Source organism: Brenneria roseae subsp. roseae, assembly GCF_003115845.1.
Taxonomy (GTDB): domain Bacteria; phylum Pseudomonadota; class Gammaproteobacteria; order Enterobacterales; family Enterobacteriaceae; genus Brenneria; species Brenneria roseae.
In genome coordinates, this window is record NZ_KZ819025.1 from 172449 (window position 1) to 195994 (window position 23546).

The 23546-nt window shown below is 50.9% G+C and carries 25 protein-coding genes; 16 read left to right on the forward strand and 9 right to left on the reverse strand.

Going from position 1 to position 23546, the window contains the following annotated elements; translation table 11 throughout:
* Window positions 1–56 precede the first annotated feature (56 nt).
* From yajC to secF, 3 genes are read left to right on the forward strand one after another with little or no spacing between them, the layout of a single operon-like run.
* Entirely contained in the window at window positions 57–389 is a 333-nt protein-coding gene (gene yajC, locus DDT52_RS06870) for a preprotein translocase subunit YajC (protein ID WP_048635837.1), read from the forward strand.
* Between the two features lie 27 nt (window positions 390–416).
* Window positions 417–2264 carry a protein translocase subunit SecD gene (secD, locus tag DDT52_RS06875; RefSeq protein WP_136155694.1) on the forward strand — a complete coding sequence of 616 codons (1848 nt, stop codon included), beginning with the start codon at window positions 417–419 and terminating at the stop codon, window positions 2262–2264.
* Window positions 2265–2274: 10 nt separating this feature from the next.
* Entirely contained in the window at window positions 2275–3243 is a 969-nt protein-coding gene (gene secF, locus DDT52_RS06880; RefSeq protein ID WP_109052859.1) for a protein translocase subunit SecF, read from the forward strand.
* Between the two features lie 69 nt (window positions 3244–3312).
* On the opposite strand, the gene DDT52_RS06885 is transcribed toward secF, so the two are convergent.
* Entirely contained in the window at window positions 3313–3882 is a 570-nt protein-coding gene (locus DDT52_RS06885; protein ID WP_136155695.1) for a SadB/YajI family lipoprotein, read from the reverse strand.
* 217 nt (window positions 3883–4099) lie between these two features.
* On the opposite strand from DDT52_RS06885, the gene nrdR reads away from it, so the two are divergent.
* The 6 genes from nrdR to pgpA all read left to right on the forward strand — a co-directional run bounded on the left by nrdR (window position 4100) and on the right by pgpA (window position 8497).
* On the forward strand, window positions 4100–4549 hold the full coding sequence (gene nrdR / locus DDT52_RS06890) for a transcriptional regulator NrdR (protein WP_109052861.1): 450 nt from the start codon (window positions 4100–4102) through the stop codon (window positions 4547–4549).
* A gap of 52 nt (window positions 4550–4601) precedes the next feature.
* On the forward strand, window positions 4602–5738 hold the full coding sequence (ribD, locus tag DDT52_RS06895) for a bifunctional diaminohydroxyphosphoribosylaminopyrimidine deaminase/5-amino-6-(5-phosphoribosylamino)uracil reductase RibD (RefSeq protein ID WP_136155696.1): 1137 nt from the start codon (window positions 4602–4604) through the stop codon (window positions 5736–5738).
* 210 nt (window positions 5739–5948) lie between these two features.
* Window positions 5949–6425 carry a 6,7-dimethyl-8-ribityllumazine synthase gene (gene ribH / locus DDT52_RS06900; RefSeq protein ID WP_109052863.1) on the forward strand — a complete coding sequence of 159 codons (477 nt, stop codon included), beginning with the start codon at window positions 5949–5951 and terminating at the stop codon, window positions 6423–6425.
* 27 nt (window positions 6426–6452) lie between these two features.
* Entirely contained in the window at window positions 6453–6872 is a 420-nt protein-coding gene (gene nusB / locus DDT52_RS06905; protein ID WP_109052864.1) for a transcription antitermination factor NusB, read from the forward strand.
* A 142-nt stretch (window positions 6873–7014) separates the two neighbouring features.
* Entirely contained in the window at window positions 7015–8004 is a 990-nt protein-coding gene (gene thiL, locus DDT52_RS06910) for a thiamine-phosphate kinase (protein WP_136155697.1), read from the forward strand.
* A complete protein-coding gene (pgpA, locus tag DDT52_RS06915) occupies window positions 7985–8497 on the forward strand; it encodes a phosphatidylglycerophosphatase A (protein ID WP_136155698.1) in 513 nt (170 codons plus the stop codon). The genes thiL and pgpA overlap by 20 nt, the downstream gene beginning before the upstream one ends.
* A 63-nt stretch (window positions 8498–8560) precedes the next feature.
* On the opposite strand, the gene DDT52_RS06920 is transcribed toward pgpA, so the two are convergent.
* From DDT52_RS06920 to xseB, 5 genes are all read right to left on the reverse strand, one after another.
* Window positions 8561–9472, reverse strand: a complete 912-nt coding sequence (locus DDT52_RS06920; protein ID WP_136155699.1) for a type III effector — start codon at window positions 9470–9472, stop codon at window positions 8561–8563.
* A 68-nt stretch (window positions 9473–9540) separates the two neighbouring features.
* Window positions 9541–9975: a CesT family type III secretion system chaperone gene (locus DDT52_RS06925; protein WP_136155700.1), complete on the reverse strand. Its 435-nt coding sequence runs from the start codon at window positions 9973–9975 to the stop codon at window positions 9541–9543.
* A 126-nt stretch (window positions 9976–10101) separates the two neighbouring features.
* Window positions 10102–11967, reverse strand: coding sequence for a 1-deoxy-D-xylulose-5-phosphate synthase (dxs, locus tag DDT52_RS06930; RefSeq protein WP_136155701.1), 1866 nt, complete (start codon window positions 11965–11967; stop codon window positions 10102–10104).
* Between the two features lie 156 nt (window positions 11968–12123).
* The gene (ispA, locus tag DDT52_RS06935; RefSeq protein WP_136155702.1) at window positions 12124–13035 is read right to left on the reverse strand and encodes a (2E,6E)-farnesyl diphosphate synthase; all 912 of its coding nucleotides are present in this window, start codon (window positions 13033–13035) and stop codon (window positions 12124–12126) included.
* Window positions 13036–13037: 2 nt separating this feature from the next.
* Window positions 13038–13280, reverse strand: coding sequence for an exodeoxyribonuclease VII small subunit (gene xseB / locus DDT52_RS06940; protein WP_109052871.1), 243 nt, complete (start codon window positions 13278–13280; stop codon window positions 13038–13040).
* Window positions 13281–13529: 249 nt separating this feature from the next.
* Here xseB and thiI point away from each other — a divergent pair, with 249 nt between their 5' ends.
* The gene (gene thiI, locus DDT52_RS06945) at window positions 13530–14978 is read left to right on the forward strand and encodes a tRNA uracil 4-sulfurtransferase ThiI (protein ID WP_136155703.1); all 1449 of its coding nucleotides are present in this window, start codon (window positions 13530–13532) and stop codon (window positions 14976–14978) included.
* Between the two features lie 46 nt (window positions 14979–15024).
* On the opposite strand, the gene DDT52_RS06950 is transcribed toward thiI, so the two are convergent.
* Window positions 15025–15888 carry a MurR/RpiR family transcriptional regulator gene (locus DDT52_RS06950; protein WP_210732686.1) on the reverse strand — a complete coding sequence of 288 codons (864 nt, stop codon included), beginning with the start codon at window positions 15886–15888 and terminating at the stop codon, window positions 15025–15027.
* Window positions 15889–16122: 234 nt separating this feature from the next.
* On the opposite strand from DDT52_RS06950, the gene DDT52_RS06955 reads away from it, so the two are divergent.
* The 5 genes from DDT52_RS06955 to DDT52_RS06975 are packed head-to-tail and all read left to right on the forward strand — an operon-like array spanning window position 16123 to window position 21229.
* A complete protein-coding gene (locus DDT52_RS06955; RefSeq protein WP_136155704.1) occupies window positions 16123–17175 on the forward strand; it encodes a polyamine ABC transporter substrate-binding protein in 1053 nt (350 codons plus the stop codon).
* Window positions 17176–17224: 49 nt separating this feature from the next.
* Entirely contained in the window at window positions 17225–18370 is a 1146-nt protein-coding gene (locus tag DDT52_RS06960) for an ABC transporter ATP-binding protein (RefSeq protein ID WP_136155705.1), read from the forward strand.
* Window positions 18363–19271: an ABC transporter permease gene (locus DDT52_RS06965; protein ID WP_136155706.1), complete on the forward strand. Its 909-nt coding sequence runs from the start codon at window positions 18363–18365 to the stop codon at window positions 19269–19271. The genes DDT52_RS06960 and DDT52_RS06965 overlap by 8 nt, the downstream gene beginning before the upstream one ends.
* A gap of 7 nt (window positions 19272–19278) precedes the next feature.
* Entirely contained in the window at window positions 19279–20121 is an 843-nt protein-coding gene (locus tag DDT52_RS06970) for an ABC transporter permease (protein WP_136155707.1), read from the forward strand.
* A 10-nt stretch (window positions 20122–20131) separates the two neighbouring features.
* Complete coding sequence (locus tag DDT52_RS06975) at window positions 20132–21229, forward strand: DmpA family aminopeptidase (RefSeq protein ID WP_136155708.1); 1098 nt, start codon at window positions 20132–20134, stop codon at window positions 21227–21229.
* A gap of 51 nt (window positions 21230–21280) precedes the next feature.
* On the opposite strand, the gene yajL is transcribed toward DDT52_RS06975, so the two are convergent.
* Both yajL and panE read right to left on the reverse strand, forming a co-directional pair.
* Window positions 21281–21871 carry a protein deglycase YajL gene (gene yajL, locus DDT52_RS06980; protein WP_136155709.1) on the reverse strand — a complete coding sequence of 197 codons (591 nt, stop codon included), beginning with the start codon at window positions 21869–21871 and terminating at the stop codon, window positions 21281–21283.
* Complete coding sequence (panE, locus tag DDT52_RS06985) at window positions 21834–22742, reverse strand: 2-dehydropantoate 2-reductase (protein WP_136155710.1); 909 nt, start codon at window positions 22740–22742, stop codon at window positions 21834–21836. The genes yajL and panE overlap by 38 nt, the downstream gene beginning before the upstream one ends.
* Window positions 22743–23022: 280 nt before the next feature.
* Between panE and DDT52_RS06990 the strand changes: the two genes are divergently transcribed.
* On the forward strand, window positions 23023–23514 hold the full coding sequence (locus DDT52_RS06990; protein WP_136155711.1) for a YajQ family cyclic di-GMP-binding protein: 492 nt from the start codon (window positions 23023–23025) through the stop codon (window positions 23512–23514).
* Window positions 23515–23546: the final 32 nt, after the last annotated feature.

The window sequence follows — 23546 nt, forward strand, 5'->3', positions numbered from 1 at the left end:
GTTGGTAACTTATCTTTTTGATAACTTATCTTTTTGACAAAAAAGAGGAAATTTAAATGAGTCTTTTTATCTCCGATGCTGTAGCAGCGACTGGCGCTCCGGCTCAGGGAAGCCCGTACTCTCTGGTTATTATGCTGGCCGTTTTTGGTCTGATTTTCTACTTTATGATCCTGCGTCCTCAGCAAAAGCGCGCCAAGGAACACAAAAAGTTGATGGATTCCATTAGCAAAGGTGATGAAGTATTAACCACCGGCGGTCTGGTTGGCCGTGTGACCAAAGTGTCCGAGACTGGCTACATCGCAATCGCGTTGAACGATACCAATGAAGTGGTAATCAAACGTGATTTCGTGGCTGCCGTGCTGCCGAAGGGCACTATCAAAGCCCTGTAATTTTTGATTTTCCCGAAGGGAACTGCCGTGTTAAACCGTTATCCTTTGTGGAAGTACCTGATGCTGATCGTGGCTTTGGTCATCGGTCTGCTCTATGCGCTTCCTAACCTATATGGTGAGGATCCGGCGGTACAAGTTACTGGCGCGCGAGGTATCGCCGCCAGTGAAACGACGCTGATCCAAGTCCAGAATGTATTAAAAGAACAAAATATCACCAGTAAGTCGATTGCATTGGAAAATGGTGCGATTCTGGCTCGCTTCTCTAACCCGGACGTACAGATCCGCGCGCGTGAAGCCCTCCTGAATGAACTGGGCGACAAGTTTGTGGTGGCGCTCAATCTGGCTCCGGCAACCCCTACATGGTTACGTGTACTGGGTGCGGAACCGATGAAGCTTGGTCTTGACCTGCGTGGCGGTGTTCACTTCCTGATGGAAGTGGATATGGATACGGCGCTGGGCAAACTGCAAGAGCAGACCATGGATTCTTTGCGCAGCGATCTGCGTGAGAAAAATATTCCTTACGCCGCCGTGCGTAAAACCGACAATTACGGTGTCGAAATCCGTTTCCGCGATGGGCAAACGCGCGATGAAGGCGTCAACTATCTGACGTCCCGCCACCGTGATTTGGTTATCAGCGGCAGCGGCAGCAACCTGCTGCGCGCGATAATGAGCGACGGACGTCTGCGTGAAGCGCGTGAATACGCCGTTCAGCAGAATATCACTATCCTGCGTAACCGTGTAAACCAACTGGGCGTCGCTGAGCCGCTGGTGCAACGTCAGGGCGCTGACCGTATTGTTGTTGAATTGCCGGGTATTCAGGATACGGCGCGGGCAAAAGAAATTTTGGGCGCGACGGCGACACTGGAATTCCGTCTGGTGAACAGCGATGCCGATGTGACGGCGGCAGCCAATGGGCGCGTGCCGGGTGATTCTGAAGTGAAAAACATGCGTGACGGTTCACCGGTTGTGCTGTTTAAGCGCGTCATCCTGACGGGCGATCACATCACCGATTCCACATCAAGCAATGACGAATACAACCGCCCTCAGGTGAATATTTCGCTGGACAGCGCCGGTGGCAACACCATGTCCAACTTCACCAAAGACAGTATCGGCAAGCTGATGGCGACGTTGTTCGTCGAATATAAAGACAGCGGCAAGAAAGATGCAAACGGCCGTGCCGTGCTGGTGAAACAGGAAGAAGTCATTAACGTGGCGACCATTCAGTCACGTTTGGGCAACAGCTTCCGTATCACGGGTATCGATAATCCGAATGAAGCCCGCCAGCTTTCACTGTTATTGCGCGCCGGCGCATTGATTGCGCCAATCCAGATTGTGGAAGAGCGTACTATCGGGCCGACGCTGGGTATGCAGAACATTACTCAGGGCCTGGAAGCTTGCCTGTGGGGGCTGGTCGCGTCCATCGTCTTTATGGTGGTTTACTACCGTAAGTTTGGCGTGATTGCGACAACGGCGCTGGTTGCAAACCTGGTATTGATCGTCGGCGTCATGTCACTGTTGCCGGGGGCGACGTTAACCATGCCGGGTATTGCCGGTATTGTATTGACGCTGGCGGTTGCCGTTGATGCTAACGTATTGATAAACGAGCGTATTAAAGAAGAGCTGAGAAATGGACGTTCTGTCCAGCAGGCGATTCATGAAGGTTATAAAGGCGCATTTTCCAGTATTGTGGATGCCAACCTGACAACCTTGATTACTGCCGTGATCCTTTACGCTGTGGGTACTGGTTCGATCAAAGGCTTTGCCATCACAACGGCAATCGGGGTGGCGACCTCAATGTTTACGGCGATCGTCGGTACTCGTGCCATCGTTAACCTGCTTTACGGCGGCAAACGCATTAACAAGCTGTCTATCTGAGGAGTGCGTTGTGGCACAGGATTATACTGTTGAACAACTAAACTACGGACGCCGGGTCTATGACTTTATGCGTTGGGACAACATTGCGTTCCTGATTTCAGGTTCGTTGTTGATCCTCTCGCTGATTGTTATGGGCGTGCGTGGTTTTAACTGGGGGTTGGACTTCACCGGCGGTACGGTGATTGAGATCAACCTCGAAAAACCGGCCGATCTGGATCTGATCCGTGATTCATTACAGAAGGCCGGATTTCACGATCCGCTGATCCAGAATTTCGGCAGCAGCCGTGACGTGATGGTGCGTATGCCGCCAAGTGTCGGTACATCCGGTCAGGAACTGGGGAACCGCGTGCTGAGCGTGATCAATGAAGGAACCGAACAACACGCGACGGTAAAACGTATCGAGTTTGTCGGTCCCAGCGTGGGGAGCGAACTGGCGCAGGCCGGTGGTATGGCTCTGCTGAGCGCGCTGATCTGTATTCTGATCTATGTCGGTTTTCGTTTTGAGTGGCGCCTGGCTCTGGGAGCAGTCATTGCGCTGGCGCATGACGTGATTATCACGATGGGCCTGTTGTCGCTTTTTCAGATTGAAATCGACTTAACCATCGTCGCCTCGTTGATGTCGGTTATCGGTTACTCGCTGAATGACAGTATCGTGGTGTCAGACCGTATTCGTGAGAACTTCCGTAAGATTCGTCGTGGGACGCCTTATGAAATCATGAATATCTCGCTGACTCAGACGCTGAGCCGTACCATCATGACATCCGCCACGACGCTGGTGGTGGTCCTGATGTTGTATATCTTTGGCGGTTCGATGCTTGAAGGCTTCTCGCTGGCGATGCTGATCGGCGTGTCAATCGGTACGGTATCTTCTATCTACGTTGCGTCCGCTCTGGCTTTGAAACTGGGCATGAAACGCGAACATTTGCTGATACAGAAGGTCGAGAAAGAGGGGGCGGATCAGCCTTCGATTCTGCCTTAAGCAGTACAAACGAAAAGGAAAAACCCCGCATCGCGGGGTTTTTTTATGCGGACTATCCTGCTCGCCACCCTACGGGGCTTCGGTAGCCGCAACAGGAGGCGGAGCCGGTACTTCCTCCAGATGATGCAAACGAATAAACCCTAACTGTTCCGGCGCCAATCCGCTGAGACGTAGCTCAATCACCGCTTCGGCTTTTGGTAACAGCGTTGGCGTAACAATAAATGACTGGGTCTGCATATCGCTGGTTAACGGTTTACCACTGACGGGATCGATTTGTCCCCAGTCTAGCTGTGCGCTGAACGCGGGGAGTCTGGCCGAGTCGATTGTCCGGATATGCAGTAATGCGCGTGTTCCGTTGGCCTCAGTTTCGACATGGCTGAGTGAGACGCTGAGCTTGCCGATGTTGCTCTGCAAAATAGCATTATTTTGCGCAGCAGGAAGCAGGTACACGCCGGACGTTGATTGCACATTCAACGCGTTCTGCTGTTCCAGGGCCGTGGCCTGGTCGGTGAGTGTCTGCAACTGGTGATTTAACTGATTCAACTGGTTCTGTAACTTTGGCATCTGGCGTTGTTGCGCACAGCCAGCCAGGATAAGCAAAGCGGGCAAAATAACGAGCATACGATAGCGGGTTCTCATTTCTGCTGTTCCCCTTTGATGTTTTATTTACACTAATCCTTGGTTCCTTTTGCTGACAGTGTAGCTGTGATTACGGGCAAGTCATAGACGACCCCGCTTTTTTCATGCTGTTGCCTGAGCATGCGAATCCCTTCGCAACAATGCTCAGGAGTTTTGGTTACACTGTTAATTCAGGGTAAACTGTCTTTACGTTAAGGATTCCTGGTCAGGAAACATCATGCATTGTCCATTTTGTTCCGCTGTTGATACCAAAGTCATTGATTCCCGTCTGGTTGGTGAAGGCTCGCAGGTGCGCCGGCGTCGGCAGTGTCTGGTGTGTAATGAGCGGTTTACCACATTTGAAATCGCGGAACTGGTCATGCCTCGGATCGTAAAAAGCAACGATGTGCGCGAACCTTTTAATGAAGATAAATTGCGCAGCGGCATGCTTAAGGCGTTGGAAAAACGGCCTGTCAGTTCTGATGATGTTGAGATGGCGATCAATCACATCAAGTCGCACTTGCGTGCAACGGGTGAACGTGAAGTGACGGCCAAAATGGTCGGCAATCTGGTCATGGACGCACTGAAAAAACTGGATAAGGTTGCCTATATCCGGTTTGCGTCGGTGTATCGCAGCTTTGAAGATATTCGTGAATTTGGTGAAGAAATCGCTCGTTTGCAGGATTAGACCTGTTTGACAGTTTGTTTGTCTTTATCGCCAGAAACAAGAGGTTCAGGGAATGACTATTCCGCAGAATAATGCGATGCAACCGCACGATGAGCCCTATATGGCCCGGGCGCTTGAGCTGGCTCGTCGTGGCCGTTTTACCACATCTCCTAATCCAAATGTTGGCTGCGTGATTGTTCGTGACGGCGAAATTGTCGGGGAAGGTTATCACCTGCGTGCGGGGGAGCCCCATGCGGAGGTGCATGCGCTGCGTATGGCAGGGGAGCGAGCCCGCGGCGCAACCGCTTATGTCACGCTGGAGCCATGCAGCCATCATGGCAGAACGCCGCCTTGCGCTGATGCGCTTATCGCCGCAGGGGTTTCTCGCGTTGTCGCCGCTATGCAGGATCCCAATCCCCAGGTGGCGGGGCGAGGTCTGCATCGTCTTCAGCAGGCGGGTATCGAAGTGAGCCACGGTTTGATGATGCCTGAAGCGGAGAAAGTTAATCTCGGCTTTCTGAAACGTATGCGTACGGGATTCCCTTACGTGCGATTGAAAATGGCGGCTTCGCTGGACGGACGCACGGCAATGGCATCAGGTGAGAGCCAGTGGATTACGTCCGTGCAGGCGAGACGCGACGTGCAGCGTTTTCGCGCTGAAAGCGCTGCTATTCTAAGCAGCAGCGCAACGGTAATGGCTGACGATCCATCATTAACGGTGCGTTGGCAGGAACTGGATGCGGATACTCAACGAGCTTATCCCGAAGCGAATGTTAAACAGCCTGTGCGGGTTATTGTTGATAGCCAACAGCGTGTGACGCCGCGGCATCGTCTTATTTCTCAGCCGGGCCAAACCTGGCTGGCACGCCTCCAGCAAGATGAGCAGCTTTGGCCTGACAGCGTCGAGCAACTGAGGTTGCCTCCGCATCATGGCGGGGTGGATTTGGTCGCACTGATGATGATTCTGGGTAAGCGGCAGATTAACTCCGTGTGGGTTGAAGCTGGCGCGAATCTGGCCGGCGCATTATTAAATGCGGGCGTGGTCGATGAGCTTATTGTGTATCTCGCGCCAAAGCTTTTGGGGGAGCATGCCCGCCCGTTGTGTGTGCTGCCGGGATTGAGTGCGCTATCGCTGGCTCCTGAGTTTGAATTCGGGGATATCCGTCAGATCGGGCCGGACTTGCGTTTGCGATTGAAACCGAAAACGTAGCGCCGACTGGTTAGCGCAATGAGATTTGTGTCACGCCGACTGTAGACACAACCGGAATAGCGACCACTTCGCCCGTAAATTTTCGTTAGCCAGACGGCAATCGCGTGCTGGGCGCGATTGGGTCCGCATCGGACAAAACCGGATACGTAACCGGAAGAATATGATAGAATCCGCCCCCCTGCGGGGTATTAAGACCAGATAAGGAAAGCTATGAACGTTATTGAAGGTATTGTCGCTACTCCTGATGCCCGCGTGGCGATTGCGATTGCACGTTTTAACCACTTTATTAATGACAGCCTGTTAGAAGGCGCGATTGATGCGTTAAAGCGTATCGGTCAGGTTAAAGACGACAATATTACCGTGGTTTGGGTGCCTGGCGCCTATGAGCTGCCGTTAGCCGTTCGCGCGCTGACCAAGAGCACGGAAAACGGTGGCTACGACGCAGTGGTTGCGCTGGGAACGGTTATCCGCGGTGGAACCGCCCATTTTGAATTTGTTGCCGGCGAATGCAGTTCCGGGTTGTCCCATGTTGCCATGAGCAGTGAAATCCCCGTTGCATTTGGGGTCCTGACGACTGAAAGCATTGAGCAGGCGATCGAACGCGCTGGCACGAAAGCGGGTAATAAAGGTGCAGAAGCTGCCCTGACCGCGCTAGAAATGATTAATGTATTGAAAGCCATCAAGTAAGCCTGATTATTAAGTAAGGGGAATTCCGTGAAACCTGCTGCTCGTCGCCGCGCCCGTGAATGTGCGGTTCAAGCGCTTTATTCCTGGCAGTTGTCTCAGAACGATATTGCCGATATTGAACTACAATTCCTGAGCGAGCAGGATGTCAAAGATGTCGACATTACCTATTTTCGTGAACTGCTGGCAGGGGTCGCCGCTCAGGCTGAGACGCTTGATCGGTTGATGGCGCCTTTCCTGTCACGTCAACTCGATGAACTGGGTCAGGTGGAAAGGGCCATTCTGCGTCTGGCGATGTTTGAACTCAGCAAACGCGACGATGTCCCTTATAAGGTGGCCATTAACGAGGCCATCGAACTGGCCAAGGTGTTTGGCGCAGAGGATAGCCATAAGTTTGTGAATGGCGTACTCGACAAAGCCGCGCCGTCTGTAAGAAAAACGAAGAAATAAACCCAATGGATTTCGGATTGCAGGACGTTATCGTTTTGAACAACGCAGCGCATCTGTAACTTGAAAGACGAAGGGTATAAGTGAGTCAAGGCCGGATATCCGGCCTTGATCTCGTCTGGATTAAACGCTGGCTGGAAAGGTTATGGTTGAAGGTGAGTTTGACCTTATTGCCCGCTATTTCAATCGGGTCGGAAGTTCACGTCGGGATGTTGAATTAGGTATCGGTGACGATTGTGCGTTACTGACGGTGGCGGAAAAGCAATGGATGGCAGTGAGTACCGACACGTTGGTATCCGGCACGCATTTCCTTCCCGATATTAATCCTGCCGATCTGGGTTACAAATCATTGGCGGTGAATCTTAGCGATTTGGCTGCAATGGGGGCCGATCCTGCCTGGCTGTCCCTGGCCATTACTCTACCTGAAAATAACAGCGACTGGTTGTCCGCCTATAGCGATAGCCTGTTCACGTTGCTCGATTACTACGGTATGCAACTCATCGGCGGCGATACGACGCGGGGTCCGCTAAGCCTGACGCTGACGATTCACGGTCTGGTCCCGGCTGGCCGGGCGTTGACCCGACGTGGAGCGCGAATTGGCGACTGGATTTATGTGACGGGCTCGTTGGGGGACAGTGCCGCCGGATTGGCGATTTTGCAGAACCGATTACACATTGCCAATCGCGAAACCCGACAGGTGCTGCTCCAACGCCATCTGCGCCCGCAGCCAAGAATACTGCAAGGTCAGGCGCTGCGCGATCTGGCCAATTCGGCGATTGATCTTTCCGACGGTTTGATTTCCGATCTGCTGCATATCCTGAAAGCCAGTGAATGTGGGGCTCGCATCAATCTGGATGCCATTCCCCGATCGCACTGGTTGCGTGGCTGTGTTGATGAGCAACACATCGATGAAGAGCAGGCATTGCGTTGGACTCTTTCAGGCGGCGAAGATTACGAACTGTGTTTTACGGTACCTGAAATTAATCGTGGGGCTTTAGATGTTGCACTCGGACATTTAGGCGCCGACTATACGTGTATCGGGCAAATCGGGCCTTCATCAGAAGGATTGCGGTTCTTCCAGGGTGAGAAAGAGGTTGAGTTGAACTGGAAGGGATATGACCATTTTAGCGAGTAAAACTAAAAAGGCAGATACCGCCAAGAGTCGGCTACGTCTGAGTAATCCATGGCATCTGCTGGCAACCGGGTTTGGTAGCGGTTTATCACCCTGGATGCCTGGCACAGTGGGGTCGCTGGCGGCGATCCCACTGTGGTATTTCATGTCTTTTCTTCCGCTGGAGCTTTATTCGCTGCTGGTCATGCTAAGTATCTGCATCGGCGTGTATCTGTGCCATCAGACGGCTAAAGACATGGGCGTTCACGATCATGGCAGCATCGTCTGGGATGAGTTTGTCGGCATGTGGATAACGCTGATGGCGTTACCGGTGAATGAATGGCAATGGGTCGCCGCGGGTTTTGTGGTGTTTCGCTGTCTGGATATCTGGAAACCCTGGCCCATCGGCTGGTTTGATCGCAATGTGCACGGCGGAATGGGGATTATGATTGACGATATCGTAGCCGGCGTGATTGCCGCCGGGGTTCTGTATGGCGTGGGCTATTATTGGCCGTGATAACCGCCGATGCTGCTGCTTTTGCATCAACGCTGCCGTGGCGATTTTAATAAATATTCGGTATTACCAACGATAAGGGGAATTATCCCAGGCATGTTGCGCTGCACGTTGTCGGGATACGGTCGGCTGCGCGATATCGTCCATTGATTTGGCGTTGAACATATGGGTCGAATAGCGTGTGCTGGGGTCTTTGGCGACGGTTTTCTCATCGAACATGTCGGCGGTAACCTCGCTTTGGGCAAACCATTCCAGAAAATCCGCGCCGATTGGGGGAAGGTTTTCCTCAGCGAGATAGTGATCGACTTCCGCCGTGGTGACGTGCCGTATGCTATTCAACGCCTGAGCGCCGGGCAAGGGATCGGCGTTGCGCGCTCGCTGATATTCGGCCCCCGGGTAAGGATTGCGCCTGATTGTTTGATCCAGCGTGGCTGCCGAGGGATACCTGACCCAGGGATCGACGACCACGGTGTTTCTCTCTCCCCAGTTTTGATCGCGCGGATCGCCAATGAGCACGTATTTATGATCCCAATCGCTGTCGCCCACCAGCAGCACCGGCGCATTGATGCGCTGCTGAGCCAGCAGCGCATAGCTTAAATCGGACGTTTCTTCGCAGTTACCCGCCTGATAGCGGGCGGCTTGTCGTGAGTTGGGGATGGGCGCGTCCTGTGAAGATTTCTCTCTGTGCATTAACGCTCGCGCCGAGCTCTCTCCGCCGGTATAAATCATCTCCACTTTTTGGTTGCCTGCGCCGTAAGGCAGCATCATTTTCACTTTACGCAGGGTTTCCTGCGCCAGTTGCAGATGCTCCATCGTGGACGAGCTTACGTTGATGCGTTTTCCTTCATAAGCGCCAGTACCCAGCTCTTGCGCGCTGACAGCGTTATGCAATTTGACAACGCGCTCCTGGTTGAAATTTTCCAGCGGATTTACCGTAATACCACCGGGGAAATATCTGTTATGTACGGTGTTGACCATGTGTCTTCCTTATTAAAATGTGTGAAAACAGACAGAGGGGGACACTCGCATCTATTACGCAACACAGATTATTTCTCGGAGACGGGTTCCATTTGCCTGGTTATCCACCTTTTCAGCTCGGATGCCGTGTCAATAAAGGTGCCCACCAGGTTATAGGTTTCTGCTTGATCCAACTCGGCCAGCGCCTGGCGACATGAAAGTACAACCTGCATCTTATTGATATCAAAACCGATATTGAAAACCGGATGCCTGGTGTTCCACAGGTTCATGGATAGCAGCGATAGCAGAATAGGCGGAGGTATCGTAACGCCATCTGCCAATGTGACTACCGCGCTCATGATATTCAGGTAACCTTGCTGGTTGCCTAACAGAATGACCTGAAGTCCATTTTCCAACGTCATGATATAGACGTTGTGTCCATTTTCTTCCGCTTTGGCCGTATCAATTTGGTACTGCTTCATCAGTTTGGATATGACGATATGAAAACCGCGCATACTGCTCATGCTATTCCCCTCTTTTGATACCCTGAGTGGTGCGGCAGTCTGTCTGGTTCCGTTTAGAAATGAGAAAAATCAGCAAGACGCGGAATAACGCTCTCGCATGCGTTATTCCGCGTTTGGTATGGTGGGTCAGGCCAGCCAGGCCGCGATGCGCCGCTCAATTCCCTGAGCGTCCAGATCGAGGTCTGCGCGAATTTCTTCCTGACCACCCTGCGGGATAAAGGTATCCGGCAGGCCAAGATTGAGTACGCTGACGGCAAGGCGTTTCGCCATCAGGAACTCGTTGACGCCGCTGCCGGCACCGCCCATGATCGCGTTTTCCTCAAGTGTGACAAACGATTGATGAGAGGCGGCCAGTTCCAGAATCAATGCTTCATCCAGCGGTTTGACAAACCGCATATCCACGAGGGTAGCGTTCAGTTTGTCCGCCACTTTTTGCGCTTCCGGCAACAGCGTACCGAAGTTAAGGATGGCGAGATCTTCTCCCTGCCGACGAATAATACCTTTACCGATCGGCAATTCAGCCAGGGGGGTCAGTTCCGCACCCGTACCGTTACCGCGTGGATAACGCACGGCCGTCGGGCCTTTATGATAATGGTAGCCGGTATGCAGCATCTGACGGCATTCGTTTTCGTCGCTGGGCGTCATGATGATCATGTTCGGGATACAGCGTAAAAAGGAGAGGTCAAACGCGCCCTGGTGGGTTTGTCCATCCGCGCCGACAATACCGCCGCGATCGATGGCAAACATCACCGGTAAATTTTGAATGGCGACGTCATGGATGACCTGATCGTAGGCCCGCTGTAAGAAGGTGGAGTAAATAGCGACAACCGGGTTATAGCCTCCCACCGCCAGACCGGCGGCGAAAGTGACGGCGTGCTGCTCGGCTATCGCCACATCAAAGTATTGCTGTGGATAGTCTTTTGAGAACTGAACCATGCCTGAACCTTCGCGCATGGCGGGGGTAATGGCCATCAGTTTGCTGTCTTTGGCTGCGGTTTCCTGTAGCCACTGACCGAAAACCTTGGAGTAGGTAGGCAGCGCGCCGTCTTTGCTTTTCGGTAATGTTCCGCTGGCGGGATCAAACCTGGGCACGGCATGCCAGCTAATCGGATCCTGCTCGGCCGGCGCGTAGCCTTTGCCTTTTTTGGTCATGATATGCAGCAATTGCGGACCTTTCAGGCTACGCATGTTTTTCAGCGTATGAGCCAGCGCCTGCACATCGTGACCGTCAACCGGACCGATATAATTAAAACCGAGCTCTTCAAACAGGGTTCCCGGCACCACCATGCCTTTCAGGTGTTCTTCGGTGCGTTTTACCAGTTCTTTGATCGGCGGCAGGCCGGATAACACTTTTTTACCGCCTTCGCGCAGGCTGGCGTAAAGTTTGCCGGACAGCAATTGCGCCAGGTGGTTATTCAACGCCCCGACGTTTTCCGAGATCGACATTTCATTGTCGTTCAGCACCACTAACAGGTCAGAACGGATATCGCCGGCATGATTCATTGCTTCAAAGGCCATGCCGGCGGTAATGGCGCCGTCGCCAATCACACACACGGTGCGGCGACCTTTCCCTTCACGCTCTGCGGCGACAGCCATGCCTAATCCGGCGCTGATGGACGTCGATGAGTGACCGACGCTCAATACATCGTATTCGCTCTCATTGCGCCACGGGAAAGGGTGCAGGCCGCCTTTCTGGCGGATAGTGGAGATACGATCGCGGCGTCCGGTCAGGATTTTGTGCGGGTAGGCCTGATGTCCTACATCCCATACCAGATGATCGAAAGGCGTGTTGTAGACGTAATGCAAGGCAACCGTGAGTTCAACCGTCCCTAATCCTGAGGCGAAATGACCGCTTGAACGGCTGACGCTGTCCAGCAGGTATTGACGAAGTTCATCACACAGCTTCGGCAGACTTTCTTTCGGCAGCAGGCGAAGTTCATCGGGGGTTTCCACTATCGCCAGTGTAGGGTATTTCGCTGTATCAAAACTCATTAGAGACTCATTAAGAGGTTTTTATACCTTTATTTTTCAATTTGTTGCGGTGCCGGCTTTTCCAGAACGCCCGATTGTGTTCACCAAGCCTCAGAATATTCGCTTACTGACTGCCTGACCGCATGTCGAAATCTATTGGGTATAGGTTGATATTTATTACTTATCGCGCTCAACGATGAAATTCGCCAGCGCCTGTAATGGCGCAATATCCAGTGGTATCGGACTGGATGCCGCCAAATCATCCAGAGAAGTCAGTGACTCCTGATAGAGATCCCGTGCTTTTTCGCGTGCGCGCTCCAGTCCCAGCAAACCAGGGTAGGTGCTTTTGCCCAACTGTTGATCGGCCCCCTGATGTTTGCCAAGCGTGACCGTATCACCCACCACATCCAAAATATCGTCCTGCACCTGAAATGCCAATCCAATCGCATTGGCGTAGCGATCGAGATACGGCAACGCGCGCCGGCCAGCGTCTCCCGCCGCCAGAGCGCCCAGTCTTACCGCCGCTCTGATCAATGCGCCAGTCTTGTGACGATGGATTTGCTCCAGTGCCGCCAAATCCACCTGATGGCCTTCTGCCGCCAGGTCCAGTGCCTGACCGCCGCACATGCCGGCAACCCCGCTGGCCTGCGCCAGTTCGGACAGCATCGTCAACCGATCGCGATCGGAAACCCGTGGCATGGGGGCGTCAGCCAAAATAGAAAACGCCAGCGTTTGCAACGCATCACCCGCCAGGATGGCGCTGGCTTCGCCAAATTTTATGTGACAGGTTGGCTGACCGCGGCGCAGATCGTCGTTGTCCATTGCCGGCAGGTCATCATGGATTAGCGAATAGGCGTGAATACATTCTACCGCCGCGGCGGGCGCATCCAGACTTTCCAGAGCGACACCAAACAGTTCACCAGTGGTATAGACCAGAAATGGCCGCAGCCGTTTGCCCCCTAACAATGCACCATAGCCCATGGCATTAACCAGTGGACTACTCTGAAAGGGAAGGGCGGCGATATAGTGGCTTAATGTACGGTTTGTACGCTGATAGTGAGCATTCAATTGCTCTGCGAAATCAACCATAGCTATTCACTATCCGGGGTAAACGGCGACAGGGTTGCATCAGGCTCGTCACTCAGCAAGATCTGTACCCGCTGCTCTGCCTGCTGCAACTTTTGCTGTCCCTGACGTGCCAACTGTATTCCGTGCTCAAACTCATTCAGCGCCTCTTCCAATGGCAACTCACCCGACTCCAGTCGGGTAACGATTTTTTCCAGCTCGTTCAGTGAGTTTTCAAAGCTGACTGGCAGCTCTGGTTTCTTGGGCATAGGTATTGAGTCCTGGTTTATACGCTGTTGCCATATCACAGCATAGCGTTATTTTGCGTTTAATCACCCACGGATGACCATACAATTATACGGTTAAAGCGCACAGTATATCTTCATATAATGATATACTCCGCGCCCTGGATGCTATTGGTAAAATCATCCTTGTGATGCTGATTTTACCGATAACGTGATTTTAGTGCTCAGGGGTAAATTTATTTACGCCTTTCTGATCAAGTAACGACAGCCACCATGAAGTTTATCATTAAATTGTTCCCGGAAATCACCATCAAAAGCCAATCTGTGCGGTTGCGCTTTATCAAAATTCTAACCGGTAACATTCGCAACGTCTTAAAACACTATGATGAAACGCTGGCGGTTGTCCGTCACTGGGATCATATCGAAGTTCGGGCAAAAGAAGAAAGTCAGCGTGAAGCTATTCGTGATGCATTGACGCGCATTCCCGGTATCCACCACATTCTTGATGTTGAAGATCGCGCCTATACCGATGTTCACGACATTTTTGAGCAGACGCTGGCGCTGTATCGCGAGCAACTGGTCGGAAAAACGTTCTGCGTGCGCGTAAAACGTCGCGGTAAGCATGAGTTTAGCTCTCAGGACGTTGAACGCTATGTCGGCGGCGGCCTTAATCAGCATATCGAAACGGCGCGGGTGAACCTCTCCTCGCCGCAGGTTACGGTTCATCTGGAAATCGATCAGGATCGTTTACTACTGATTAATGCCCGCTATGAGGGGATCGGCGGCTTTCCGATTGGGACACAGGAAGATGTGCTGTCGCTGATTTCGGGCGGTTTTGATTCGGGCGTTTCCAGTTATATGTTGATGCGCCGCGGCTGTCGCGTGCACTACTGTTTCTTTAATCTGGGCGGCGCCGCTCATGAAATCGGCGTGAAGCAGGTCGCACACTATTTGTGGCATCGTTATGGCAGTTCACACCGGGTGCGTTTTATCGCCATTGATTTTGAGCCGGTAGTCGGTGAGATTCTGGAAAAAGTCGATGACGGTCAGATGGGCGTGGTACTTAAACGCATGATGGTCCGCGCCGCGTCGCAGATGGCGGAACGCTATGGCGTACAGGCGCTGGTAACGGGAGAAGCGCTCGGGCAGGTTTCCAGCCAGACGCTTACCAACCTGCGTTTGATTGATAATGCGTCTGATACGTTGATTCTGCGTCCGCTGATTTCCCATGACAAAGAGCACATCATTAAGCAGGCGCGTGAGCTGGGTACGGAAGATTTCGCCAAAACGATGCCGGAATACTGTGGCGTGATTTCCAAGAGTCCAACGGTAAAAGCGGTGAAGTCGAAAATTGAAGAGGAAGAAAGCCACTTTGATTTCGCTATTCTGGATCGCGTCGTCAGCGAAGCTCGCAATATCGATATCCGTGAAATTGCCGAGCAAACCCGTCAGGAAGTCGTTGAAGTAGAAACGGTGGTGGCGTTTACGCCGACCGATGTGCTACTGGATATTCGTGCGCCGGATGAACAGGAAGACAAACCGCTGTCGCTGACGGATATTCAGGTGAAGACGCTGCCTTTCTATAAGTTGAGTACGCAATTTGGCGATTTGGATCAGAGTAAAACCTATCTGCTTTATTGCGAACGTGGCGTGATGAGCCGTTTACAGGCGCTTTATCTGCGTGAGCAAGGATTCAGCAATGTGAAAGTGTATCGCCCTTAGTCACATTGGAATCGGCCCTGTCTCGGTGATCAGGGCGGTTACTTCTTTATGAACGATAAAGCTTCAGACATTTCACCCGATTTTCATACGCCTCCAGCCGGTGTTTGAGCTGCTCTTTATTTTTTGATGCGACACAGTGTAGCAACACATTGAGAGCGCTGGCCAAACCGCCGGTTGATTCCAGAATCAACCCGGTTTTAGTCGTCATGGTCACGATGTAGGGCGTATTCATATATTTGGCAATGCCATACTCATCGGTAAACACCACCAGATCGGCGTTTTCTTTTATGCACTCATTGGCGAAAGAGACGCCAGCCTCGGCGTAAGGCGCAATGTCGATTAAAATCACACAGCAATGCTTTTCATAGCTATCAAGCCATTGACCCAGTACGCCGCTGTATAAATCCAGAAATTCAACGTCAGAGCGGACGAGTGATAGCCGATTGGAGAAATCCTCAGCCATCCCGCGAATGGTCTGAAAACCACAGATGAACACTTTCTCCGCGTTGCATACGCGCTCAACAATCTCCTGCCAGTGCTGGCTGCCAAGCTGTTCCCAGAATTTAACCAGTGCATCAATCTCTTTATTGAGGTGAATGGTTAAATCATCCGATTGTTGCTCAACCCGTGCCAGCAAAGTGGTATTCAGCAATGATTGCACCCGGACGTCATCACGCAGGTCTTCTTTTAGCCCCTGTAATCCTTTGTAACCTAAGCGGCGCAGAAATCGGCTGACGGTATTAGGGCTGACGCCACTTTTTTGGGCAAGTGTTGCACCATTTTCAAACGCAATCCCCTCCAGATTGGCCTGAATGTATGCCCACAGCGTGCGCTCTGTCGGGGTTAACTTGCCGTCCAGACTCTCTATTCTTTCTGTAATCATGCGCTCACCCGATTGATTTGTTGACATAATAATACCGTTTTTTCTCTATTGGGTAATTAAATACCATTTTAGGGGTGTCAATGGCATAAAGATTGCAGTTTTATACGTGAAGACATAAATATGTCATAAATTACGCTGATAGCAAAGATGAAGCCTGTAACCCTATCGTGATCCTATCAGCCATTCAATCAGGCGCCTGTCTCATCAAGGATGGTTTATTCGCCGATGTATCCGGCAGACGCCACTCGACGGAGAGTCAACATGTCTATTCGCGTTGTGAAAACCGCTAAGTGCATTTGTTTATCTCTGCTGGCATCCGCCATGCTGACCAGCCTGTCAGCACAGGCCGCCGGTGAATTACGTCTGTATAACTGGGGTGATTATATTAATCCGGCGGTATTAACGGCATTTACCAAAGAAACCGGCATCAGTGTGAAACTGGATACTTATGGCAATAATGAAGAGATGTTGGCTAAAATTCAGGCGGGCGCCAGTGGCTATGATATCGTTTTCCCCTCCGTTCATATGCAGGATGTCATGGCGACGCTCAATCTGCTGGAAAAAACGGATATTCATCAGGCTGCGGACTTCGGCAATATTGACCCACAGTTTTTGCGTGCTAAAACGGATCCCAGGGGGGAATATTGCCTGCCCTATGCCTGGGGCAGCGTGGGTATTTTCTATAATAAAAATAAGGTAGATAAACCCATCACCTCCTGGCGTGATTTTTTTGCCGAAGCGGAGCAGGGTAAAAAAGTGATTATGCTTGATGATATGCGTGAAACGCTCAGCGTTGGGCTTATCGTCAATAATAAATCGGTCAATACCCACAGCAGCGATGATTTAAAACTGGCGGCTGATTGGCTGACGGCCAAAAAACCTCTGGTATCAGCCTTTACCTACGAAAGTATTCCATTAGTTCAGTCCGGCGATGTCGCCGCCGCGCATTATTTTGTCGGTGCGCTGATGTATGTCTCACAGGATCCCGATAATCTCGCCTATGTTATTCCTGAAGAAGGGGCGACCATGTATCAGGAAAATATGTGCGTGTTGAAAAATGCGCCAAATAAAGAGAATGCCAAAAAATTTATGGAATTCTTTCTGAAGCCGGACATTGCGGCGATGAATACCGCTCAGCAAATGAATGGTACGCCCAATCGTAAAGCGATTGATTTATTACCGGCGAGTTTAAAAAACAATCCGGCCGCCAACCCTCCCGCGGATGTCAAGGCCCGGCTACAGATATTTGAGGATCTGGGCCAATATCTGCGCCAATACGATCGTGTCTGGACCCGGTTCCGCAGCGCGAATTAATGATTATTTATATTCATGGATTTTTTAACTTACCCTTGCCGGAGTTATTATGAATGATAGTCATAACTTCCGTTCGGTCGTTACTCTGAATAATGCGGTTAAATACTATCGGACCCCGGAAGGGGGGAGTGTAAAAGCCCTGGATGGCATTAATTTGCAGGTGGCGGATAATGAGTTCGTCACTTTGCTGGGGCCTTCCGGCTGTGGAAAGACCACTTTGCTCCGAATTATCAGCGGTTTTGAGTCTCTGGACAGTGGCGAATTACAGATTCTGGGAAAGAAAGCCAATGAAATTCCGGCCCATCATCGACCGGTAAATACCGTATTTCAGAGTTATGCATTATTTCCGCATCTGAATATTGCCGATAACGTGGGCTACGGATTGGATGTACAGGGGGTGCTGCGCACCGAGCGCAATCGCCGGGTGGCTGAAACGCTTGAGATGGTGGGGATGCAGGGCATGGAAAAACGCAAACCCTCGCAGCTTTCGGGTGGTCAGCAGCAGCGAGTGGCGCTGGCCAGAGCGATCGTCAATCGGCCTACCTTGTTATTGTTAGACGAACCGCTCTCCGCTTTAGATCGTAATTTGCGGCAAAGTATGCAGCTTGAGCTTAAACGGCTGCAAACAGAACTGAAAATTTCTTTTATTTTTGTCACCCACGATCAGGAAGAAGCCCTGACCATGTCAGATCGCATCATTGTGCTCAATGGCGGGAAAATACAGCAAATGGGCGATCCGACCGCGGTTTATGATCAGCCCGCTAACCGTTTCGTGGCGGGTTTTATTGGGGAAAGTAATCTGATCGATGTTTGTATTACAAATATCGCACCGCATCATCTGATATTAACCAGTTCTGCCGGTGATGTGTTTACCGCCACGATGAAAGCCGGCGTAACGCATCAGCAGGGACAACGCTGGCAGTTATTACTGCGCCCGCAGCACTTTCTTTTGCAAAAAACCGGTGATGATAGCGCGCAATACGCCAGAATTGACGGTATTGTGCGGCAAGTCATATTCATGGGTAAGGATATTGAGATTATTTTTCATTCGGGAAAAAACGAATCTCTCAAGGTATTGATTGGCAACCGTTCATTAACGGCTCCGCCGTTATTCAAATCAGGCGATCCTATTACACTCTGGTATGACATCGCTTCCTGCCACTTGCTGCCTTATCAGGAGGAAGCGCATGTCTAAATTGGCGGTCACACGGAAATTGAAGTTGATCGGGTTATTATCACCGATCGCTGTGTTATTAGGCGTGTTCTTTTTGATACCGCTTGCCATTATGATTATTTTCAGTTTTCTAACGCCGGGGTTGTATGGCGGTGTGGAGTGGCATTTCTATCCGGATAATTATGGCCGTATATTAGGCTGGGCCGATGGACAATTTGAAGAGTTTGATATTCTGTATCTGGAGATCATTGTTACCTCCATCCGTATTGCGTTGACCAGCGTCATTATTTCATTGCTTATCTGCTACCCTATTGCCTTCTGGGTAAGTAAAAAGTCGATAAAAGTACGTAATTTTTTATTGTTCATTATCACGCTCCCTTTTTTTGCCAGCCTGGTAGTGCGCCTTTATGCGTGGGTGCTTATTCTGCGGCCAACCGGGTTTCTTAATAATATTTTGCAGCGTGCCGGGTTGATTGAACAACCCCTTAATCTTATCTATACGGAAATGGCGGTGCTGATTGGAATGATCTACGTCTATATTCCTTTCATGTTCTTGCCGGTTTATGCCAGCGTGGAAAAAATTGATCGCAGTTTGATTTATGCCTCTTATGACTTAGGGGCTAATCACTGGAAAACATTCTGGCGTATTATCTTCCCGCTAACGCTGCCCGGTATTATTGCCGGCTCGGTTATGGTTTTTATTCCGGTATTAGGCAATTTTATTGTTCCCTCATTGCTTGGCGGCGCCAGAGTCATTATGGTGGGAAGTTTGATCGAACAACAATTCTTGTCTGCCCGTAACTGGCCCTTTGGTTCTGCGATTTCAATGCTGTTAATGTTGATGGTGTTATGCGTATTGATACTTAATTTTTACCTCACCCATCATCGCACGGGTACTGATTCAGTCAGTCAGATTAAATAGGTAACGTATGAAAAAGCCCTTTTTTTCTCGTTTGATTAAGTGGTCGCTGGATCTTTATGGTCTTGCCTTTTTTATTTTTCTTTATTGCCCTATTTTATTGATTGTGATTTATTCGTTTAACGCTAATCCTATTAATATGATGATCTGGCAAGGGTTCAGTTTTGACTGGTATCTATCGTTGTTCGGTTTTGACAATAAGCTGAACGATAGTGCCTTATATATCGATTCAACCAGTCAATTATTGCAGGCGCTGAAAAATAGCCTGATTGTCTCACTGAGTACCACGATAATATCAACAATAATCGGTACGATAACCGCATTAGTTCTGGCGCGGTATCGCTTTAGATTGCAAGGTTTTTATCGACTGCTGTTATATGTTCCCATGATGATGCCGGATATCGTTCTGGGTATTGCGCTATTGATATTTTTTGTCAATGTCGGCATTCCTCTGGGGAAAATATCTATTATTATCGGCCACTGTACTTTCTTGTGCAGCTACGTCTTTCTTATTGTCAGCGCACGACTGGCGGGGATGGACGCCCGATTGGAAGAAGCGTCGGCGGATTTGGGCGCCAATTCATGGGTAACATTCAGACGAATTACGTTGCCGATGATTCTGCCCGGCGTTATCGGCGGCGCATTACTGGCCTTTATTATTTCATTGGACGATCTGGTCATTACCTATTTTATTTCTGGTGTTGATGCAACGACATTGCCGGTACAGATATACGGCATGATAAGGCGGGGAATCAAACCGGAAATCAATGTGATCGCGACGTTATTAATTCTTAGCTCGTTATTGATCGCTGCTGTCGGACTGTATATCAGAAGTCGGCGTGTACATGATTAAAGGAAATATTATGTCAAAACCAAGGGCTCGTCAGTTGGGATTACGATTCGCCGGCCAGACGGGCATCCATAATGCCATCACCGATGTGCCGGGGGTTCTGGTTGGCTATCAGACAATAAATGGTATGAGCCATACCAAAAAACAAATTAAAACCGGGGTTACCGCGATTTTACCGCGCGGGTATCAAACTGAGCCGGAGCCAGTCTGGGCGGGCTATCATTCGCTCAATGGCAATGGCGAGATGACCGGCACCCACTGGATAAAAGATGGCGGTTATTTTGTCGGCCCGGTCTGCCTGACCAATACGCATTCTACCGGCACCGTACATCAGGCCGCCGTTCGCTGGATGATTGAACAATACCATGAAACCTGGGACCGGCATCATCTCTGGGCGATGCCGGTCGTTGCCGAAACCTATGATGGTGTTATTAACGATATCAATGGGTTGCATGTGACCGTTGATGATGCGCTGGCGGCGCTGAATGCCGCGCATGCCGGACCGCTGGCCGAAGGAAATATTGGGGGCGGGAATGGTATGATTTGTTACGGATTTAAAGGCGGGACCGGAACATCATCACGCTGTTTTTGCATTGATGGGGAAAATTACACCTTAGGCGCATTAGTGCAGGCGAATTACGGACAGCGATCGTGGTTTAATCTTTTTGGCGTGCCGGTAGGTAAAATAATGGATGCCGAACTGCCGGAGGCGCTGACGCGAGAACGTGGCTCAATTATCGTGGTACTGGCGACCGATGCGCCGATTATGCCGCACCAGTTACAGCGTCTGGCCAGACGGGCGGGGTTAGGCATCTCTCAGTCGGGGAGCCCCGGCGGGAATAATTCCGGGGATATCTTTCTGGCTTTTAGTACTGCGAACGCCGCTCCGCTACCGCAGATTTCAGAAGCCCATCTGTCCTTTCGCTATTTAAACGACGAGTGTTTCGACGAGATTTATCTGGCGGCGGTGGAGAGTACGCATGAAGCGGTTATTAATGCCATGTTGGCGGCAGAAGACAGCGCCATGCAAAAACCACAAGGGATTTGTAAGGCGATTGATCCGCAGGCGCTCTATAACCTGTTGAAAGCGGAGAATCCCTCGGCGGTTTGATAAGGGAGAAAACCGTGCGGGTTTATCCTGTTTGCCCTGAAAAGAAGGGAGTCAATCCCGATAGTTGTAAATACCGGGCGGCAATATGAGCTGAGCGGCTATCTCCGCCGCTTTTGCCTTGCCCAGTAACAGGTCGATCAACTTCAGAGCAAAATCCATACTGGTTCCCGGTCCCTGCGTGGTTAATAGATTGACGCGCGGATCGTAAACCACGCGTTTTTCCATCCACTTTTCAGGTGAGATCTTCTCTTTTAAATCCGGGTATCCGGTCATGTTGCCGACGGGGAAAAGCTGGTGGTGTTCAAGCACCAGCGCTGGCGTGGCGCACATTGCAGCCACAATCTTTCCATCCTGATTGGCCTGACGAACACATTCCACCAGTAGGGGGCTGTCCCGGAAACATTCGGCGCCTTTCAGCCCGCCGGGTAACACCAGCGCATCAAAATGACGGTCCGCAACTTCCACCAAAGGGGCGTCAGCCAGTAACCGGACACCCCGTGAACAGGTAATTTCGAGGTTACCGTCACTGGCGACGCTGGCGAGAGTCACCTGAATTCCAGCCCTGACCAACAGGTCGATGGTCGTGACCGCTTCGGTTTCTTCACTACCAGGAGCCAGACACACCAGTACCGACGCGCTCATATTCATTTTCCTTACGCTTGATTTGTTCGAAAAGACGGCTATTTTCGGGTAACGTCAGGCCGTGGATACGAGCCCGGCGCAGCAGATAGCCGGTAATGTAGTCAATCTCGGTATGACGTTGCGCCATGATGTCTTGCAGCATCGATGACGTATTGGCCGCGGTATTCTGAATGATTTGTTCAATATAGAGCTGCAAACTGTCACGTGACGTATGAAACCCTTCGCGATCCATCACTTCGGCCACTTCCTGACAAAGCGATTTAATTTGTTCCGGGTAAGCCTGCAATCCGCCATTCGTACACTGATAGATCGCGGTCAGCGGATTGATGACGCAGTTTGCCGCCAGCTTAAGCCAGCAGGTCGCAGTAATGTTATTGTGCCAGGCTACATCAGGTAATGCTTGATGCAAAATTTCGGCAAAATGGCTTTGCTGGTCGCCATCATTAATCGATCCGATATGCGTGGTTCCCGGGGCCACATGAACCACCGTGGTCGTATCACGGCGCGCTGCGTGGGTGGTAATGCCGATAATCAATGGTTGCCTGTGCGCAGGCAGTTCTTCGCGCGTGCCCATTCCGTTATGCAAAAGCAAAATGGTGCAGTGCGGATTGAGCTGCGGTAGTAAGGCGGCGACGGCATCGGAAACCTGCCAGGCTTTCAATGTCACGAGCAATAGCTCGCTTTGCGCCAGATGATCGGGATCGTTCGCCGTCAGATTAAGGTTACAGTGTTGGCCATTCAACATGATCACATTGACGGAACAAAATGGTTGCGGGATCCGCAGCCACCCCTGAACATCATGTCCCTGCTGATGTAAAGCGGCAAGCCACAGCTGGCCGATGGCGCCGCAACCAAGAACGGTTATTTTCATTTGACTCTCCCTTTGTTATTGATACGGGAACTGTCGTTCTTGTATCGGCCATTCACAGACCATAATTCGCATCAATATCCATTTATACCCGTTATCTTTCAACTCGCAACCGAGTTAAGAATCTTGTCCCGATACCAGATGTTCTGGGTCTGTCAGGCTAATCAGCGATTACGGCAGCGTAAAAGCTGAGCGTCATAAACCTGATAGCGACTCGTATTTTGTTTATGACAAAGGAGCGGTTATTATGCTCGCCAGATCAAACTTGTCAGGAGAACAAATTATGCCATCTTTCGATATTGTTTCGGAAATTGATATGCAGGAAGTTCGCAATGCGGTGGAAAACGCGACGCGAGAGTTAGGCACCCGCTGGGATTTCCGCAATGTTCCGGCCAGCTTTGAACTGAATGAAAAATCACAGAGTATCAAGGCGGCCAGTGAGTCAGATTTTCAGGTTCAGCAATTGATCGATATCTTGCGTGAGAAACTGATGAAACGCGGCATTGAAGGCGGCTCGCTGGAAATCCCTGAAGAAATGGATCATAGCGGTAAAACCTACAGCGTTGAGGCTAAACTGAAGCAGGGTATTGAAAGCACGCTGGCGAAAAAGCTTGTGAAGCTGATTAAAGACAGCAAGCTGAAAGTACAGGCACAAATTCAGGGTGAACAGATTCGCGTGACGGGGAAATCCCGTGACGATTTGCAAGGTGCGATGGCGTTGGTGCGCGGCGCCGATTTGGGGCAGCCATTTCAGTTCACCAATTTCCGCGATTAAAGTATTTGCAGGCCAGCGAACGCTGGCCTGTT

Bases quoted from the DNA above. Each gene is read 5' to 3' on its own strand.
- nrdR (WP_109052861.1), top strand. From the start codon at position 4,100: ATGCATTGTCCATTTTGTTCCGCTGTTGATACCAAAGTCATTGATTCC.
- pgpA (WP_136155698.1), top strand. From the start codon at position 7,985: ATGACCATTTTAGCGAGTAAAACTAAAAAGGCAGATACCGCCAAGAGT.
- ispA (WP_136155702.1), bottom strand. From the start codon at position 13,035: ATGGTTGATTTCGCAGAGCAATTGAATGCTCACTATCAGCGTACAAAC.
- yajL (WP_136155709.1), bottom strand. From the start codon at position 21,871: ATGAGCGCGTCGGTACTGGTGTGTCTGGCTCCTGGTAGTGAAGAAACC.
- thiI (WP_136155703.1), top strand. From the start codon at position 13,530: ATGAAGTTTATCATTAAATTGTTCCCGGAAATCACCATCAAAAGCCAA.
- DDT52_RS06970 (WP_136155707.1), top strand. From the start codon at position 19,279: ATGAAAAAGCCCTTTTTTTCTCGTTTGATTAAGTGGTCGCTGGATCTT.
- ribD (WP_136155696.1), top strand. From the start codon at position 4,602: ATGACTATTCCGCAGAATAATGCGATGCAACCGCACGATGAGCCCTAT.
- DDT52_RS06925 (WP_136155700.1), bottom strand. From the start codon at position 9,975: ATGAGCAGTATGCGCGGTTTTCATATCGTCATATCCAAACTGATGAAG.
- DDT52_RS06955 (WP_136155704.1), top strand. From the start codon at position 16,123: ATGTCTATTCGCGTTGTGAAAACCGCTAAGTGCATTTGTTTATCTCTG.
- thiL (WP_136155697.1), top strand. From the start codon at position 7,015: ATGGTTGAAGGTGAGTTTGACCTTATTGCCCGCTATTTCAATCGGGTC.
- dxs (WP_136155701.1), bottom strand. From the start codon at position 11,967: ATGAGTTTTGATACAGCGAAATACCCTACACTGGCGATAGTGGAAACC.
- DDT52_RS06960 (WP_136155705.1), top strand. From the start codon at position 17,225: ATGAATGATAGTCATAACTTCCGTTCGGTCGTTACTCTGAATAATGCG.
- DDT52_RS06990 (WP_136155711.1), top strand. From the start codon at position 23,023: ATGCCATCTTTCGATATTGTTTCGGAAATTGATATGCAGGAAGTTCGC.
- DDT52_RS06885 (WP_136155695.1), bottom strand. From the start codon at position 3,882: ATGAGAACCCGCTATCGTATGCTCGTTATTTTGCCCGCTTTGCTTATC.
- yajC (WP_048635837.1), top strand. From the start codon at position 57: ATGAGTCTTTTTATCTCCGATGCTGTAGCAGCGACTGGCGCTCCGGCT.
- DDT52_RS06975 (WP_136155708.1), top strand. From the start codon at position 20,132: ATGTCAAAACCAAGGGCTCGTCAGTTGGGATTACGATTCGCCGGCCAG.
- DDT52_RS06965 (WP_136155706.1), top strand. From the start codon at position 18,363: ATGTCTAAATTGGCGGTCACACGGAAATTGAAGTTGATCGGGTTATTA.
- DDT52_RS06950 (WP_210732686.1), bottom strand. From the start codon at position 15,888: ATGTCAACAAATCAATCGGGTGAGCGCATGATTACAGAAAGAATAGAG.
- panE (WP_136155710.1), bottom strand. From the start codon at position 22,742: ATGAAAATAACCGTTCTTGGTTGCGGCGCCATCGGCCAGCTGTGGCTT.
- DDT52_RS06920 (WP_136155699.1), bottom strand. From the start codon at position 9,472: ATGGTCAACACCGTACATAACAGATATTTCCCCGGTGGTATTACGGTA.
- xseB (WP_109052871.1), bottom strand. From the start codon at position 13,280: ATGCCCAAGAAACCAGAGCTGCCAGTCAGCTTTGAAAACTCACTGAAC.
- ribH (WP_109052863.1), top strand. From the start codon at position 5,949: ATGAACGTTATTGAAGGTATTGTCGCTACTCCTGATGCCCGCGTGGCG.